This window comes from Streptomyces flavidovirens DSM 40150 (genome assembly GCF_000429085.1).
Lineage (GTDB): Bacteria > Actinomycetota > Actinomycetes > Streptomycetales > Streptomycetaceae > Streptomyces > Streptomyces flavidovirens.
In genome coordinates this window covers 43,460-59,559 of record NZ_AUBE01000029.1, presented here as the reverse complement: position 1 = coordinate 59,559, position 16,100 = coordinate 43,460, and the positions used below count along the sequence as shown (strand labels likewise).

At 70.0% G+C, this 16,100-nt stretch carries 12 protein-coding genes; 9 read left to right on the top strand and 3 right to left on the bottom strand.

Going from position 1 to position 16,100, the window contains the following annotated elements; translation table 11 throughout:
- Window positions 1–30: 30 nt before the first annotated feature.
- Both treY and glgX read right to left on the bottom strand, forming a co-directional pair.
- The gene (gene treY, locus G412_RS0127510) at window positions 31–2,388 is read right to left on the bottom strand and encodes a malto-oligosyltrehalose synthase (RefSeq protein WP_028814886.1); all 2,358 of its coding nucleotides are present in this window, start codon (window positions 2,386–2,388) and stop codon (window positions 31–33) included.
- A gap of 160 nt (window positions 2,389–2,548) precedes the next feature.
- Window positions 2,549–4,666, bottom strand: coding sequence for a glycogen debranching protein GlgX (gene glgX, locus G412_RS0127505; protein ID WP_028814885.1), 2,118 nt, complete (start codon window positions 4,664–4,666; stop codon window positions 2,549–2,551).
- Between the two features lie 187 nt (window positions 4,667–4,853).
- Between glgX and G412_RS0127500 the strand changes: the two genes are divergently transcribed.
- From G412_RS0127500 to G412_RS0127485, 4 genes are all read left to right on the top strand, one after another.
- The gene (locus tag G412_RS0127500; protein ID WP_028814884.1) at window positions 4,854–5,711 is read left to right on the top strand and encodes a TrbL/VirB6 family protein; all 858 of its coding nucleotides are present in this window, start codon (window positions 4,854–4,856) and stop codon (window positions 5,709–5,711) included.
- Between the two features lie 73 nt (window positions 5,712–5,784).
- Entirely contained in the window at window positions 5,785–7,128 is a 1,344-nt protein-coding gene (locus G412_RS0127495) for a copper amine oxidase (protein WP_028814883.1), read from the top strand.
- Between the two features lie 99 nt (window positions 7,129–7,227).
- Window positions 7,228–8,472, top strand: coding sequence for an SAV2148 family HEPN domain-containing protein (locus G412_RS0127490; protein WP_028814882.1), 1,245 nt, complete (start codon window positions 7,228–7,230; stop codon window positions 8,470–8,472).
- Between the two features lie 111 nt (window positions 8,473–8,583).
- Entirely contained in the window at window positions 8,584–9,306 is a 723-nt protein-coding gene (locus G412_RS0127485; protein WP_028814881.1) for a 3'-5' exonuclease, read from the top strand.
- Window positions 9,307–9,355: 49 nt separating this feature from the next.
- Here the strand turns inward: G412_RS0127485 and G412_RS0127480 are convergent, their stop codons facing one another.
- Window positions 9,356–10,219: a phosphotransferase enzyme family protein gene (locus G412_RS0127480; RefSeq protein WP_028814880.1), complete on the bottom strand. Its 864-nt coding sequence runs from the start codon at window positions 10,217–10,219 to the stop codon at window positions 9,356–9,358.
- A 125-nt stretch (window positions 10,220–10,344) separates the two neighbouring features.
- Here G412_RS0127480 and G412_RS0127475 point away from each other — a divergent pair, with 125 nt between their 5' ends.
- The 5 genes from G412_RS0127475 (at window position 10,345) to G412_RS0127455 (ending at window position 16,082) form a co-directional block, all read left to right on the top strand.
- A complete protein-coding gene (locus G412_RS0127475) occupies window positions 10,345–11,265 on the top strand; it encodes a carbohydrate ABC transporter permease (protein ID WP_028814879.1) in 921 nt (306 codons plus the stop codon).
- A gap of 2 nt (window positions 11,266–11,267) precedes the next feature.
- Window positions 11,268–12,101 (top strand): carbohydrate ABC transporter permease, encoded by an 834-nt coding sequence (locus G412_RS0127470; RefSeq protein ID WP_037650046.1) that lies wholly within the window; start codon window positions 11,268–11,270, stop codon window positions 12,099–12,101.
- Window positions 12,101–13,417 carry an ABC transporter substrate-binding protein gene (locus tag G412_RS0127465; RefSeq protein WP_037650035.1) on the top strand — a complete coding sequence of 439 codons (1,317 nt, stop codon included), beginning with the start codon at window positions 12,101–12,103 and terminating at the stop codon, window positions 13,415–13,417. The genes G412_RS0127470 and G412_RS0127465 overlap by 1 nt, the downstream gene beginning before the upstream one ends.
- A gap of 6 nt (window positions 13,418–13,423) precedes the next feature.
- A complete protein-coding gene (gene mgt, locus G412_RS0127460) occupies window positions 13,424–14,659 on the top strand; it encodes a macrolide-inactivating glycosyltransferase (protein ID WP_425274518.1) in 1,236 nt (411 codons plus the stop codon).
- Window positions 14,660–14,882: 223 nt separating this feature from the next.
- Window positions 14,883–16,082, top strand: a complete 1,200-nt coding sequence (locus G412_RS0127455) for a S8 family peptidase (protein WP_028814875.1) — start codon at window positions 14,883–14,885, stop codon at window positions 16,080–16,082.
- Window positions 16,083–16,100: the final 18 nt, after the last annotated feature.

The following is a 16,100-nucleotide window of genomic DNA, read 5'->3' as shown; positions in this document are numbered from 1 at the left end:
GGTAGGGGAGGAGCTCCGCAGGAGGCGTCGTTACGGTTGCTTTCGGGTCAGGAGTGACACCGGGCGTTCCGTGAAGAGGTCGGCCACTCGGACCGATCCCGTGAACTCCCGCCCCGGCGCCAGCACGTCCCCCCACCTCCCCTCCGGCAGTGCCAGTTCCGTGTCCCGCCAGCCGCCCGCCTCCGCCAGGCGCAGCGACAGGCGGGTGACGGCCGTGACGGTCTGACCGGAGCGGCAGAACGCCACGCAGTGGTCCGCGGCCGGGCCCGCGGCTGTCAGCGGCGTGTACGTCCCCGACTCGCCGAAGACCTCGGGGCGCGTCCGCCGCAGACCGAGCGCCGCCACCGTCACGGCGTACTTCTCCGCGGAAAGCCCGTCCTCGTCCGCGGCGGGCGGCGTGAAGTCGACAGGGCGCCGGTTGTCCGGGTCCACCAGGGCGCGGAGCTCCCGCTCCGTGCCCTGGTAGAGGTCCGGCACCCCCGGCATCGTCAGATGCAGCAGCGCGGCCCCGAGCACATTGGCCCGTACGTACGGACCGAGATCCCGCGCGAACTTCGCCACCGTCTCGAACGGCGGCCCGGCGGGGCCCGCCGCCACGAAGTCGGCCACCGCCTGCTCGTACCCGGCGTCCTGCTCGGTCCAGCTGGTGTGCAGCCCCGCCTCCCGTACGGACTTCAGCAGCGCGGCCGTCAGCCGCTCCGCGTCCGGCTCCCCGAAGCCGAGAGCCGTCTGCCAGGCCGTCCACGCGAGGTGCGCGTCGGGGGCGGGGACCGGGGCCAGCCCGGCGAGGAGCCGGGCCCACCGCTGCGGGCACTCGGACAGCACCGCGATCCGCGCGCGCACGTCGGCGCTGCGCTTCGTGTCGTGCGTGGACAGTACGGTGCCGGTGGCCGGCCAGTCGCGCGCCAGCCGCTCACAGAACGCGTGGAAGTCCGCCGGACTCACCGAGGGCGCTCCCGGTTCGCCGCCCACCTCGTTCGCCGAGATCAGCGGCGTGTACCGGTAGAAGGCCGTGTCCTCCACCGACTTCGCCCGCAGCGCCGACGCGGTCTGCGCGAACCGCGCGCAGAACGCCGCCCGGTCCGGCCCCCCGCCCAGCTTCCCCAGCGCCAGATCGCGCACCACATCGACGACCGCCGCCTCCTCCCGCACCGCGAACGCCGCCTTCGCCTGCCGCGCCGCCTCCACCGGAACGGCGGCCTCGGCGCTCTCAGGACAGGGCCCGCCCGCCGTCACGTACGGGCGGTACACGGGAACGCGCACCAGCAGCTCCCGTACGGCCGTCCGCAGCGCCCAGGGCGCGTAGTCGCGCAGGGCGGGATCAGCCGCGCAGATCCGTTCGGCCGTACGGACCAGGTAGCGGGTCTCCGCGGCCAGCTCATGGGTGAGCACCTTGTACGCCGACCGTCGTACTGTCGCTTCCCAGTAGCCGCCCCGGTCCCCGGCGGGGCCCGCGAAATCGCGGTAGTGAGCGGTCAGTTCCCCGGTACCGTCCGGATCGGTGAACAGGCCGTCGATCCGGTACAGCGCGTCGTACCCCGTCGTACCCGCGACGGGCCATTCGGCGGGCAGCCGCTCAGGCCCGGTCAGGATCTTCTCCACGACCGTCCAGCGGCCCCCGACCGCCTCACCGAGGCGCCGCAGATACGCCTCCGGGTCGGCCAGGCCGTCCGGGTGGTCGATGCGCAGCCCTTCCACCACCCCGTCCCGTACGAGCTCCAGGATCTTCGCGTGCGAGGCCGCGAAGACCTCGGGGTCCTCCACCCTCACCCCGATCAGCTCCGAGATGGTGAAGAAGCGGCGGTAGTTCAGCTCGGTGCGGGCCAGCCGCCACCAGCCGAGCCGGTACCACTGGGCGTCCAGCAGTTCGGGCATCGGCAGGCTCGCCGTGCCCTCGCGCAGCGGGAACGTGTGGTCGTAGTAGCGAAGCGTCTCGCCGTCGACCGTCAGGTCCTCCAGCTCGTCACCGAGCCGGTGCGCCAGGACGGGCAGCAGCACCTTGCCGCCGCCGCCCTCCCAGTCGATGTCGAACCACCGGGCGTACGGCGATCCCGGCCCCTCCCTCAGCACCTCCCACAGCGGTCGGTTCAGGCTCTCGGGCGCCGGTACGGCCATATGGTTCGGCACGATGTCCAGAATCAGGCCGAGACCGTGCGCGGCGGCCGTGCGGGCCAGCGCCCGCAGTCCCTCCTCGCCGCCGAGTTCGGCCCGCACGCGCGCGTGGTCGACGACGTCGTACCCGTGCTGGGAGCCCGGCACGGCTTCGAGCACGGGTGACAGATGCAGATGCGAGACCCCGAGAGCGGCCAGATGGGGCACCGCCTCCTCGGCGGCCGAGAAGGGGAAGTCGGAGTGAAGCTGCAGACGATAGGTGGCGGTGGGCGTCATGCGAACGTACGTACCCGCATTGGGGCCATCTGTGACATCGGCCCATGCGTACGTGTGATGAACCGGTAGTACGTTCACCTGCAGCCTGCCGTCGGGGTGGTGGCGGCCACGCTCTGCGCCGTACTCGCGTGGACCGCCCGCCCCGCTCCCGCGGCCGCCCCTAAGCAGGCCGCTGCAACACCACCAGACTGCGCCCGATCAGCGTGACGTGTTCGCCCGCGCCCACCTTGGGACCGCTGCCGGGCGGCACCCCTTCGGGCCGCGCCGTGTCGACCACGACCTGCCACTGCTTCCCGTGGTTGACGGGAACGGTGAAATGGAGATCCTTCGCGCTCGCGTTGAACATCAGCAGGAAGGAGTCGTCCGAGATCCGCTCGCCGCGCGGCCCCGGCTCCGAGATCGCGTGACCGTTCAGGAACACCGTCAGCGCCTTCGCGTGCGCCGCCTGCCAGTCCCGCTGGGCCATCACCTTGCCGTCCGGTGTGAACCACGCGATGTCCGACAGATCGTCGTGCGTGCCCTCCACCGGACGCCCGTGGAAGAAGCGCCTGCGCCGGAAGACCGGATGGTCCCGCCGCAGCCACACCATCGTGCGCGTGAAGGCGTGGAGCGAACCCTCCTCGGCCTCCTTGTCCGGCCAGTGGACCCACGACAGCTCGTTGTCCTGGCAGTACGCGTTGTTGTTGCCGCGCTGCGTCCGGGCGAACTCGTCCCCGTGCGACAGCATCGGCACGCCCTGCGACAGCATCAGCGTCGCGATGAAGTTGCGCATCTGACGGGCGCGCAGCTCCAGGATCGCGGGGTCGTCCGTGTCGCCCTCCGCCCCGCAGTTCCAGGACCGGTTGTGGCTCTCGCCGTCCCGGTTGCCCTCGCCGTTGGCCTCGTTGTGCTTGTCGTTGTACGAGACCAGGTCGGCCAGGGTGAAACCGTCGTGGCAGGTGGCGAAGTTGATGGACGCGAGCGGCCTGCGGCCGTCGTCCTGGTAGAGGTCCGACGACCCGGTCAGGCGCCCCGCGAACTCGGCGATCGTCCGGGGCTCACCGCGCCACAGGTCCCGCACGGTGTCGCGGTACTTGCCGTTCCACTCGGTCCACAGCGGCGGGAAGTTCCCCACCTGGTAGCCGCCCTCGCCCACGTCCCACGGCTCGGCGATCAGCTTCACCTGGCTGACCACCGGGTCCTGCTGCACCAGGTCGAAGAAGGACGAAAGCCGGTCCACCTCGTGGAACTGCCTGGCCAGCGTCGCCGCCAGGTCGAAACGGAACCCGTCGACGTGCATCTCCGTCACCCAGTACCGCAGCGAGTCCATGATCAGCTGGAGTACGTGCGGCGAGCGCATCAGCAGCGAGTTCCCGGTCCCCGTGGTGTCCATGTAGTACCGGGGATCGTCGGCCAGACGGTAGTACGAGGCGTTGTCCAGGCCGCGGAAGGAGAGCGTGGGACCCAGATGGTTGCCCTCCGCCGTGTGGTTGTAGACGACGTCGAGAATGACCTCGATGCCGGCCCGGTGCAGCGCCCGTACGGCCGTCTTGAACTCCAGGACCTGCTGGCCCCGGTCGCCCCAGGAGGCGTACGCGTTGTGCGGGGCGAAGAAACCGATGGTGTTGTAGCCCCAGTAGTTGCTCAGATTCGCGTCGACCAGCCGGTGATCGTTGACGAACTGGTGCACCGGCATCAACTCGAGGGCGGTCACCCCCAGTTCTGTCAGGTGCGAAATGATCGAGGGATGCGCCAGCGCCGCGTACGTACCCCGGAGCTCGTCGGGGAGATCCGGGTGCATCATCGTCAGGCCCTTCACATGGGCCTCGTAGAGGATGGTGCGGTGATAGTCCGTGCGCGGCGGGCGGTCGTCACCCCAGTCGAAGTACGGGTTGACCACCACCGAGGCCATCATGTGCGGCGCCGAGTCCAGGTCGTTGCGCGAGTCCGGCTTCCCGAAGTGGTAGCCGTACACCGCCTCGCCCCAGTCGATCTTGCCGCTGATGGCCCGCGCGTACGGGTCGAGCAGCAGCTTGGCGGAGTTGCACCGCTTGCCCTCCTGCGGGGCGTACGGGCCATGGACCCGGTAGCCGTAGCGCTGGCCCGGCATGATGCCGGGCAGGAAGGCATGACGTACGAACGCGTCGGACTCGCGCAGTTCCACCGCCGTCTCCGAACCGTCGTCGTGCAACAGGCACAACTCGATCCGGTCCGCGGCCTCCGAATAGACAGCGAAATTCGTTCCGGCGCCGTCGTACGTGGCGCCGAGGGGGTAAGCCTCTCCCGGCCAGACCTGCATGCGATCGACTCTTCCACTTCTGATCCGGGTTCTGCGGGGCACTTCGCACAGATCTTCTCCGAAAGCGGGGCAACCTCCTAGGACTTCGCACCGTCCTACCGGGTGACCACGCATACCCGGTATGCCAGTTGCTGTCGCGCGTGACGCGCGGAGCGACGGAGGGCTCTCGGGAGAGTAGGGGGGCATTGTGCACAGGACAGTGCGCCGGCATCTGGGGAAGATGCTGGCGGGGGCCGCGATAGCGGTGACCGGAACCGCGGTGATGATCGGGGTGACGCTGCCGGACCCGGCAGGTGCCGCCGACGACACGCGCGGCGGCCGGACGGGGAGCGCGGCCGTCACCGGGGCCGACCGGGGCGAGCAGAGCGCCCGGGGGAACCGGGACGCTGGGAGCGCGGCGCCGGGGCAGGCCCCGGCGCCCGGGGTCGTCGAGGACGCCCCGGCCGAGGGCGAGCAGGGCATCGGCCGGGACCCCCTGACCGACGCCGAGCTGGAACGGGTGGAGAAGCTCGCGCTGACGCCGTCGCAGTTCGCCGCCGGCCGGGACGTCGAGGGGGACCGGGGCCCGCAGCACCTCGCCACGAACCTGAGCGAGACGCAGCCGTCGGAGGCCGACGACGCCGCGCCGCCGCGCCGCGCGGAAATCTCGTACTACGACTACAAGAGCGACGAGCTGGTGACGAAGACCGTCAACCTTGCCACCGGCAAGGTCGAGCGGACCGGCGTGCTGAAGGGCGTACAGCCGTCGCCGACCCGCGAGGAGAACCGTGAGGCCACGGAGCTGATCCTGGCGAGCCCGCTCGGTCAGGGGCTGAAGGACGATTACCAGGACGCCATGGGCAAGCCCCTCACCTCGGTGGACCAGCTGTGGGTGAACGGCGGGATCTTCCGGGCGGACCTGGAGAAGACGGTGCCGCGGGCGCTCGCGAAGTGCGGCGTGCACCGCTGCGTCCGCGTCACGTCCAAGGTCGTGAACGGACCGTGGATCGACACCCGTGATCTCGTCGTCGACCTGAGCGCGAGGACGGTCGGCCGCGTCGGCTGACCCTCCCGACTCACCCGTCCGACTCATCCGCTTCAGTCCCTTCCCGCACTTCCGTACGAGGGAGTTCATCCTCATGCACATCAACAGAACTTCTGGTGCCCGCAAGCGGGCCGCTGCAACCCTCGCGGCCGCCGCCCTGATGGGCGGCCTCGCCACCGCGGGCGGTTCCGCGGCCTCCGCGGCGCCCAAGACGGCACCCAAGACGGCGCCCAAGGCCGCGCCCGCGGCTCCCGCTCCGGCCCCGGCCGACTGCAGCGCGGCGTACCGCATCGAGCAGAAACTCGACGGCGGCACCACCTGGCGCATGTGCTGGAACTACAACAGCGACGCCGGCCTGGTGCTGGAAAAGGTGACGTACCAGCCCAAGGGCGAATCCAAACCGATCCGCGTCCTGACGAGCGGCAAGCTCGCACAGGTGCACGTGCCGTACGACAACGGCGAGGCGGAGTACGACGATCTGACCAGCTACGGCTTCGGTCAGGGACTCCAGAACCTGAATCCGGCCGAATGTCCCGGCGGCACCATCCGGACCGTCCGGCTCCGCGAGGTGGGCAACGTCAAGGGGATCTGCGCGACCACGCGTGCGCGCGGGCACGCGTACCGCCTCGCCAGCGACGAAGGCACCAAGGTCTGGCAGGCCCAGGGCAAGGACCTGCTCGTCTACACCGTCAACAAGGTGTCCTGGTACGAGTACATCACCGAGTGGCGCTTCTCGTCCGACGGCACCATATCCGCCAACGTCGGTGCCACCGGCAGCCTCGCGCCGGGAGATTACGACGCCACCGACGGCCGGGGCTGGCCGATCGGCAAGGGCGCACGCGACTACGCCACCAGCCACAGCCACAACGTCTTCTGGCGGCTGAACTTCGGTCTCGACGGCAGCTCGAAGAACCGGATCGAGCAGTACGACTCGAAGGTCACCCCGCCGCGTGGCAACGGCAGCCCCACCACCAAGACCACCCGTACCCCCATCACCAAGGAACTCGCGGGCGACGCCAAGAGCATGCGGTGGTGGCGGGTCGTCAGCGCGACCGGCAAGAACAAGGACGGACACGCGCGCTCGTACGAGATCGTGCCGGGGCCTTCCAACAAGCACCCCGGACGCAGCTTCACCCAGCACGATGTCTACTTCACGAACTACCGTAAATGTGAACAGTTCGCGAGCAACAACATCCGCGACTGCGGTGGCGCGAACGCGCCGAACAGCGTCGACAAGTGGGTGAACGGCGAGACCCTCAAGAATCCGATCACCTGGGTCAACATCGGTTTCCACCACGTGGCCCGCGACGAGGATCAGCAGCCCATGCCGGTCCACTGGCAGGGTTTCCAGCTCGCGCCCAGGGACGTAACCGCTATGAATCCGCTCACTCCGGCTGATCTCGCAGGACAGAACGGGAACTACCAGCAGGGGAGTTGAGAAAGGAGCCTGCGGATCGGCTGCACCGCCTCCCGCTCGCGGAGTACCCTTCCTTGATCGTTGGAGACGGGGCTTCCAGGAGCTGAAGGCGGTGCGTGGGTGAGCTCGGGAGGGCTGGAACTGCCCCCCGGTGACGCAGGTCACGAGGGGGGTTCCGCAGGCGTCCCGCCCGGAGCGGTCTCGCTCGCGCGTCCGATGGAGATCGGCGCGGAGCTGGACTGGGGCGCGGACGACTGGAGCGAGGTGCGTACGCGCGCCCAGCGGGCGGGGCGGGCCTACATCTGGCTGAACCTCGTGGAGCAGCGGCTGCGTGCCGTGGTCGCCGCCGTGCTCCGGCCCATCTACGAGCCGGTGCACGGCGAGGACGACTGGGTGGTGGCGGCCGCGGGGCCGGCCGGGCAGGAGTGGGTGCAGCGCGCCGTCGCGGTGCGGGAGGTGTCCCGCAGGAAGGGCTACCTGCTCGACCCGGCCGACGACAACGTCATCAGCTTTCTTACGCTGCCGCAGTTGCGCGAGCTCATGGTGCAGCACTGGCCGTGCTTCGAGCCGTACTTCGACGACCGGCGCGAGGTCGAGCTGGCCCTGGACGAGCTGGAAGTCACCCGTAACGTCGTCTCGCGCAACCGTGCGCTGTCCGAGGCGGTCCTCGCCCAGGCGGAACGGGCGTCCGCGCGGCTCCTCGAAATCCTGGGCAGCGGGGCCGGCGTGCAGTCCGGCGGCCGGCTCAAGGTGGACGCCGTCGAGGAACTGGTGGGGGACCGGTACGCCGATGTCGTCAGCGTTCACCCGGACCGGGTACGCCTCCAGCGCCAGTTGCCCGCCGAGGACCTCTTCGGCGGCGCGCGGCGCCTCGACGCGATCGGCATAGGCCTGAACCTCCTCGTCCAGAACTTCTCCGGCAGGCGGCTGGTGCGGCTGGCGGAGTCCGGCTGCCGCATACGTCTGCTCTTCCTCAATCCGGCGAGCAGCGCGGTCAAACGGCGCGAGCGCGAACTGGGGCTCAAGAAGGGCGAACTGAGCCGTTCGGTGGAGATGAACATCCTCCACATGCGGCGCGTGCGCTCGAAGCTCCGCGATCCCGGCGCGTTCCAGATCCAGGTCTTCGACGAGACACCGCGCTTCACGGCGTACCTCGTGGACGGGGACGGCTCGGACGGACTGGCCGTTGTCCAGCCGTATCTGCGCAAGGCGCGTGGCATGGAGGCGCCGGTGCTGGTGCTGCGGGGCAGTGGGCGTGGCGTGGTCAGGCACGGACAGGACAGTCAGAACAGCGAACACGGCCTTTTCGAGACGTACCGGGAGGAGTTCGAAGCCGTGTGGACGGACTCCCGGCCGGTGTCCTGACCGGTTCCCGACCGCTGTCCTGCCCGCCTCCGAGGGCGTTGTCAGTGGTGCGTGCGAGGGTGGTTCTCCACCGGGGAGCTTCCGGGGGAGCATCACGAAGGAGGTCCCACGATGGGATGGCACGGGGAACCGCTGGTCGGATTCGACCTGGAGACGACCGGCACGGAGCCGCTGGAGTCCCGCATCGTCACCGCCGCGATCGTCGGCGTGAAGGACGGCAGGGTGTCCCGGCAGCGCGACTGGCTGGCCGACCCGGGCATCCGCATTCCGGCGCAGGCGTCGGCGATCCACGGGATCAGCAGCGAGCGTGCCGGGGCGGAGGGCAGGCCGGCCCGTGAGGTAGCCGACCAGATCGCGGAGACCCTCACCGGGTACTGGGCGCAAGGGGTGCCCATCGTCGCCTACAACGCCGCATTCGATCTGACGCTGCTCGCGGCCGAGTTGCGCAGGCACGGGCTGCCGTCACTGAGTGAGCGGCGGGGCGGCGCCGGCATCGGCCCCGTCATCGATCCGTACACGATCGACCGCGCCGTCGACCGCTACCGCAGGGGCAAGCGGACGCTGGAAGCCGTCTGTGTCGAGTACGGCGTGGTCCTGGACGGCGCCCACGAGGCCTCGGCCGACGCGCTCGCGGCGGTCAGGGTCGCCCGCGCGATAGCCGAGCGCCACCCGTCGATCGCGGCGCTGACCCCTGCCGAGCTGCACGACAAGCAGATCCAGTGGTACGCCGACTGGGCCGCCGACTTCCAGGAGTTCCTCCGCAGGAAGGGCTCCCCGGACGCGGTCATCGATCCCCGGTGGCCGCTGCGCGAACTCAACCCGGTCGCGCTCTGACCCGGATCGAGAGGCGGCTGCCCCGCATCCGGAGGCGGCTGACCGCGCCTCAGAACGGATACCAGCGGACCTCCGGGTCGCCGTCGCGCAGGGACGCCACCCGCCGGCGGAACTCGGCGAGCGCCGCCGGGCTGGACGGGGCGTGCTGCGCCACCCAGGCGGCGCTGGCCGTCTCACGGGCCCCGCGCAGCACCGCGAAGCCCGCCCATTCGCGTACGTCCCAGCCGTACGCCGAGGTGAACGTGTCGTACGCCTCGGGCGCCAGGCCGTAGCGGTCGCGCGAGAGGGCCATGACTACCAGGTCGTGCTCGCGGAAGTCGGCGGCGAAGGTCTCCAGGTCGACCAGGGCCGGCCCTTCGGGACCGACATGGACGTTGCGGGGAAGCGCGTCGCCGTGGATCGGCCCCTGAGGCAAGTGCGGGGTGAGCGCGGCCGACGCCGCCGCGAAGCCGTCGCGCCGCTCGCGCAGGTACGCGGCGTCGGCCGGGTCGATCGCGTCCCCGGCGAGCCGCAGCCACCGCTCGACGCCGCCCAGCAGCTCACGCCGGGGGAGGGGGAAGGGGGGTGCGGGCAGGGCGTGGACGAGGCGCAGCAGCGCTGCGAGATCCTGCGGGCCCGCAGGCCGTACGGACTCGGGCAGCCGGTGCCACAGCGTCATCGGGTGGCCGTCCACCACACGGGGCTTCGGCTCGGCGGCCCGTACGGCGGGGACGCCCGAAGCGGCGAGCCAGGCCGCGACGGCCAGCTCACGCTCGGCCCGCGCCACCAGCTCCGGGTCGCGGCGGCCGACCTTGACGACCATGGCGCCGGCCGCGAACACCGCGTTCTCGCCCAGCGCCAGCAGCTTCGCGTCGGCGGCGGAGGCGGGGAGTCCGGCAGTGGCCAGAACCTTGCGTGCTCGTGTCTCGTCCATGAGCACCGATTCTCGCATTCCTGCAGGTGGGGTTGACGAACCGATGACCCGTCAGCACGATGACGGGGGCCGCCGGGGCGGCCGGGCAGTCCAGATCGGCCGAGCCGCCCGAAGGAGTCGATTCCGTGACATCGAAGACCGCGAAGGCGCGGTCCGGCAGAAGCTCCAGCAGTGGTGTGGCGGACCGTGGCGCCTGGTTCCTGGTGCTGCCCGCGCTCATCCCGATCCTGATCCTCAGCGTCGGCCCGCTGCTCTACGGCACAGCCCTCGCCTTCACCGACGCCCAGTCGGGCCGCACCACACCCACCCAGTGGATCGGGCTGCTGAACTTCCAGGACCTGCTGCACGACACGCTCTTCTGGGACTCGTTCCGGATCGGCCTGCTCTGGGCGGTCGGGGTGAGCGTTCCCCAGTTCCTGCTGGCGCTCGGCCTCGCCCTCCTGCTCAACCAGAACCTCCGCTTCCGCTGGCTGGCCAGGGCGCTCGCCATCATCCCGTGGGCCATGCCGGAAGTGGTCGTCGGCATCATGTGGCGCCTCGTCTACCACCCCGACGCCGGGATCCTGAACGAGACCGTCCGCGACCTGGGCCTGGGCGACGGACGCGACTGGCTGACCGGCCTCGCCACCGCCCTGCCCGCCGTCATACTCGTCGGCATCTGGGCGGGCATGCCCCAGACCACGGTGGCCCTGCTCGCCGGCCTCCAGAACACCCCGCACGAGCTGCACGAGGCCGCCGCCCTCGACGGCGCCGGTGCATGGCGCCGCTTCCGTACCGTCACCTGGCCCGCCATCAAACCGGTCGCCCTCGCCATCACCGCGCTCAATTTCATCTGGAATTTCAACTCCTTCGCGCTGGTCTACGTCCTGACCAGCGGCGGCCCCGGCGGCCGCACCCGGCTGCCCATGCTCTTCGCGTACGAACAGGCCTTCCGGTACGGCCAGTTCGGTTACGCCGCCGCCATGGGCTGCGTCATGGTCGCGGTGATCTCGGTGATGCTCGCCTTCTACCTCGTGGGCCGCCTGAAGGGAGCCGAAGACCAGTGACGATCCGCACCAGCAGGCCGGCACGCGCCGGCCAGTACCTCGCGCTCCTCTGCTACCTGGTCTTTCTCGCCTTCCCCTTCCTCTGGCTGGTCTCGACGGCCTTCAAGCCGCCGCGCGAGCTGGGCTCCCTGCACCCCACCTGGATCCCGCAGAACCCGACCCTCGACAACTTCCGTCAGGCCTCCGACGAACAGCCCCTGCTGGAAGCGGCGCTCAACAGCCTCCTCGCCGCCCTCTCGGCGGCCCTCATCGCCGTCGTCATCGCGACCCCGATGGCGTACGTCATGGCCCGCCACCGCAACAAGCTCTCCGCCGCCGCCACCGGCTGGGTCGTGATCAGCCAGGCGTTCCCCTTCGTCCTGGTGATCATCCCGCTCTTCCTGATCCTCAAGAATTTCCACCTCATCAACTCCCTGGTGGGCCTGATCATGGTGTACGTCGTGTGGTCGCTGCCCTTCGCGCTGTGGATGCTGGTCGGTTACGTCCGGGCCGTACCGCCCGAGCTGGAGGAGGCCGCCGCGGTCGACGGCGCGAGCAGGCTCCGTACGCTCGTCTCCGTCACCGCCCCGCTGCTGGCCCCCGGCATCGTCGCCACCGCGCTGTTCGCGTTCATCACCGCATGGAACGAGTTCTTCTTCGCGCTCGTCCTGCTCAAGACCCCTTCCCTGCAGACGTTGCCGGTCGTGCTCACCCACTTCCTCGGTGCCGAGGGCGTGGCCGACCTCGGCCCGCTCGCCGCCGCCGCGTTCCTCGCCACGCTCCCTTCTCTCGTCGTGTTCGCCGTGATCCAGAAGCGGATCACCGGCGGGATGATGGCCGGGGCGGTGAAGGCGTGATGCGACGTATCGCCCGGCTCACGAAGGCGAAGCGGCTCACGGCCACCGCGCTCGCCTCGCTCCTGCTGCTCACCGGCTGCTCGGACGGCGGCGGCGGCCGCGACACCGATGGGAAGATCACGCTCCGCTTCCAGTCCCTCGCCTGGCAGAAGGAGTCCGTCGACGCCAACAAGGAGCTCGTCGACGAGTGGAACGCCGCGCATCCCGGCGTCCGCGTCGAGTACGTCCAGGGGAGCTGGGACAGCGTCCACGACCAGCTTCTGACGTCCTTCGAGGGCGGCGAGGCGCCGGACATCATCCACGACGCCTCCGACGACCTGGCCGACTTCGCGTACGGCGGCTACCTCGCCGATCTGCGTGAGCTGCTGCCCGCCCGGCTCAAGAGCGACATCCCGCCGCGAAGCTGGGAGACAGCGACGTTCGGCGAGGGGGTGTACGGCGTGCCGTTTCTCCAGGAGCCGAGGGTCCTGATCGCGAACGAGAAGATCCTCAGGGAATCGGGCGTACGCATCCCGACTCCCCAAAAGCCGTGGAGCTGGCCGGAGTTCCGGCAGATCGCCAAGGAACTGAGCGGCGGCGACGGCAAGCGGTTCGGCGTCGCCTGGCCCCTGAAGGACCCCGTCTCCGCCACCCTCAACCTCGGGCTCTCGGCGGGCGGGCAGCTCTTCCACCGCGACGCCGACGGCAAGGCGAAGGTGCGCTTCACCGAGGGCGACGCCGTGGTCCCCGCCACCGTCCACGACCAGGTCAACACCGACAGGAGCGCATCGGCGGCCACCCTCGGCATGGGCGGCTCCGACACCCTGCCCGGCTTCTTCGGGGGCAAGTACGCCATGGTGCCGCTCGGCTTCTCCTACCGGCAGCAGATCGTGCAGCAGGCGCCCGAGGGCTTCGAGTGGACGGTGCTGCCTGCCCCGGCGGGCGCCGGGGGACCGGCCCAGGGCGTGAGCCCCCAGACGCTGTCGATCGCCGAGGACAGCCCGTACAAGAAGGAGGCGATGGAGTTCATCGACTTCTTCCTCCGGCCCGCCAACATGGCGCGCCTCGCCAAGGGCGACTGGATGCTGCCGACCGGCACCCGGGCGCTGAAGGACCCGGCCCTGCGCGCCGAGAAGGACGGCTGGGCCACCGGCACCGCGCTCGCCGGGCATCTGGTGCCGGCGCCGGCACAGTCGGTGCGCGGCTATCCCGAGTGGAAGGACAAGGTGGCGACCCCCGCCTACCAGGAGTACTACAGCGGCGCGATCGACGCCGAGGAGCTGGAGAAGCGCCTGGTCGAGGACGGCAACTTGGTACTCGCCCGCTATCAACGCTGATTCAGATTGCACGAGACGTATCGTCTCGCTTATGGTCGGGGCGTGACTTCACGCAAGCGTGCCCACATCGCCATGTTCTCGATCGCCGCCCCCGGGCACGTGAACCCGAGCATCGAAGTGATCCGGGAGCTCGTCGCCCGTGGTCACCGCGTCAGTTACGCGATCCCCGCCTCGTTCGCCGAGAAGGTCGCCATCACCGGCGCGACGCCCGTGATCTACCGCTCGACGCTGCCCACGGACGACGATCCCGAGGCGTGGGGAACCGAGCTGATCGACAACATCGAACCGTTCCTCAACGACGCCATCCAGGTGCTGCCACAACTGGCCCGGGCGTTCGAGGGGGACGAGCCGGACCTCGTCATCCACGACATCACGGCGTACCCGGCGCCCGTGCTCGCCCACCGGTGGGGCGTGCCCGCCGTCTCCCTCTGGCCCAACCTGGTCCCCTGGGAGGGGTACGAGGAGGAAGTCGCCGAGCCGATGTACGCCGACCTCAAAGCGTCCGGGCGCGGCAAGGCGTATTACGCCCGCTTCGAGGCGTGGCTCGCGGAGAACGGCATCGACACGCACCCCGACCGGCTGATCGCCTGCCCCCGCCGGGCGGTCGTCCTCATCCCCAAGGTCCTCCAGCCCAACGCCGACCGCGTCGACGAGTCCGTGTACACCTTCGTCGGAGCCTGCCAGGGCGACCGCGCGGACCAGGGCGACTGGCAGCGCCCGGCCGGGGCGGACAAGGTCCTGCTGGTGTCGCTCGGTTCGTCGTTCACCAAGCAGCCCGGCTTCTACCGCGCGTGCGTCAAGGCCTTCGGTGACCTGCCCGGCTGGCACGTCGTGCTCCAGATCGGCAAGTACGTGGACGAGTCGGAGCTGGGCGAGGTACCGGCCAGCATCGAGGTGCACAACTGGGTGCCGCAGCTCGCCGTCCTCAAGCAGGCGGACGCCTTCATCACCCACGCGGGCGCGGGCGGCAGCCAGGAGGGCCTCGCCACCGGTACGCCGATGGTCGCCGTCCCGCAGGCCGTCGACCAGTTCGGCAACGCCGACATGCTCGTGCCGCTCGGCGTCGCCCGCAGGCTCGACACCGAGGACGCCACCGCCGACGCACTGCGCGCCGCCGTCCTCGGCCTCCTCGACGACCCCGAGGTGGCCCGCAGGGCCGAGGAGATCCGTCTCGGCATGGCGTCCGAGGGCGGCACCCGGCGGGCAGCCGACCTCATCGAGGCCGAACTGCCCACTCGCTGACGCCGGTTCAGTAAAAGCGGGTCGTCACGATCCGCGCGCGGGTTCGTGCCTGACTTGACGGGCTATGCCCCATTCCTTATTAAGAAAGCTTGTTGACTAAGTAACAGGCACATGAAGGTCTTGATCTGAGCGTGTCAATCCGTCAGGGTTTCGAGGCAGCCCCCGGAGATCTTCCGGTCCGGAGGCGAATCCCCCCACATTTTGACGAGGAGACACCCTCTTCATGGCAATTCACCAGCGTTCCAGCCGGCTGAAGCTCACCGCGGCGATAACCGCCGTGGCGGCAGCGGCAGGCGTGACCGTACTCAACTCCTCCTTCGCGGGAGCGGCTCCCGTTGCCCAGGGGCATGTGTACGGAACCGACGCCAAGGGCGCAGTCGCGGGCAGCTACATCGTGATGCTGGACGAGAAGGCCGACAAGCAGGACCTGGCCAAGGAGTACGGCGGCAAGCTGCAGCGCGACTACAGCTCCGCCATCAACGGCTTCTCCGCCAGCGGCCTTTCGCAGACCGAGGCCAAGCGCCTCGCCGCTGACCCGTCCGTCGCCAAGGTCGTCCAGAACAAGACGTTCACGATCAGCGCGACGCAGGACAACCCGCCGTCCTGGGGCATCGACCGCATCGACCAGACCGGCACCGCCGGCGACAGCACGTACACGTACCCGGACAGCGCGGGCGAGGGCGTCACGGCGTACGTCATCGACACCGGAGTCCGCATCTCGCACAAGGACTTCGGGGGCCGCGCCACCCACGGCTTCGACGCCGTGGACAACGACAACTCCGCCGACGACGGCAACGGCCACGGCACGCACGTCGCCGGAACCATCGCGGGCGCCGCGCACGGTGTAGCGAAGAAGGCGAAGATCGTCGCGGTCCGTGTCCTGGACGACCAGGGCTCGGGCACCACCGAGAGCGTCGTCGCCGGCATCGACTGGGTCACCAAGAACCACCAGGGCCCGTCCGTCGCCAACATGAGCCTGGGCGGCGGCGCCGACGAGGCCCTCGACGAGGCGGTACGCAAGTCCATCGCCTCCGGTGTCACCTACGGCGTAGCGGCGGGCAACGAGTCGAGCGACGCCGGCCAGGGCTCGCCGTCCCGCGTGAAGGAGGCCATCACGGTCGCCTCCAGTACCAAGGACGACGCGCAGTCCGACTTCTCCAACTTCGGCTCGGTCGTGGACATCTACGCGCCCGGCTCGGACATCACCTCGTCCTGGAACGACAGCGACACCGGCACGAAGACCATCTCTGGTACGTCCATGGCGACCCCCCACGTCGTGGGCGCCGCCGCGGTCTACCTGGCGGGCCACAAGGACGCCACCCCCGAGGCCGTCGCGACGGCGCTGACCGGGGGCGCCACCCTCGACAAGATCAGCAACCCGAGCACCGGCACGGCGAACAAGCTGCTGAAGGTCGTCGAGTAAGGACTCGGCCCCAGCACC

What these genes read in the sequence shown, in the direction of transcription:
- treY (WP_028814886.1), bottom strand. Translation starts at nt 2,388, where the DNA reads ATGACGCCCACCGCCACCTATCGTCTGCAGCTTCACTCCGACTTCCCC.
- glgX (WP_028814885.1), bottom strand. Translation starts at nt 4,666, where the DNA reads ATGCAGGTCTGGCCGGGAGAGGCTTACCCCCTCGGCGCCACGTACGAC.
- G412_RS0127495 (WP_028814883.1), top strand. Translation starts at nt 5,785, where the DNA reads ATGCACATCAACAGAACTTCTGGTGCCCGCAAGCGGGCCGCTGCAACC.
- G412_RS0127485 (WP_028814881.1), top strand. Translation starts at nt 8,584, where the DNA reads ATGGGATGGCACGGGGAACCGCTGGTCGGATTCGACCTGGAGACGACC.
- G412_RS0127480 (WP_028814880.1), bottom strand. Translation starts at nt 10,219, where the DNA reads ATGGACGAGACACGAGCACGCAAGGTTCTGGCCACTGCCGGACTCCCC.
- G412_RS0127465 (WP_037650035.1), top strand. Translation starts at nt 12,101, where the DNA reads ATGCGACGTATCGCCCGGCTCACGAAGGCGAAGCGGCTCACGGCCACC.
- G412_RS0127455 (WP_028814875.1), top strand. Translation starts at nt 14,883, where the DNA reads ATGGCAATTCACCAGCGTTCCAGCCGGCTGAAGCTCACCGCGGCGATA.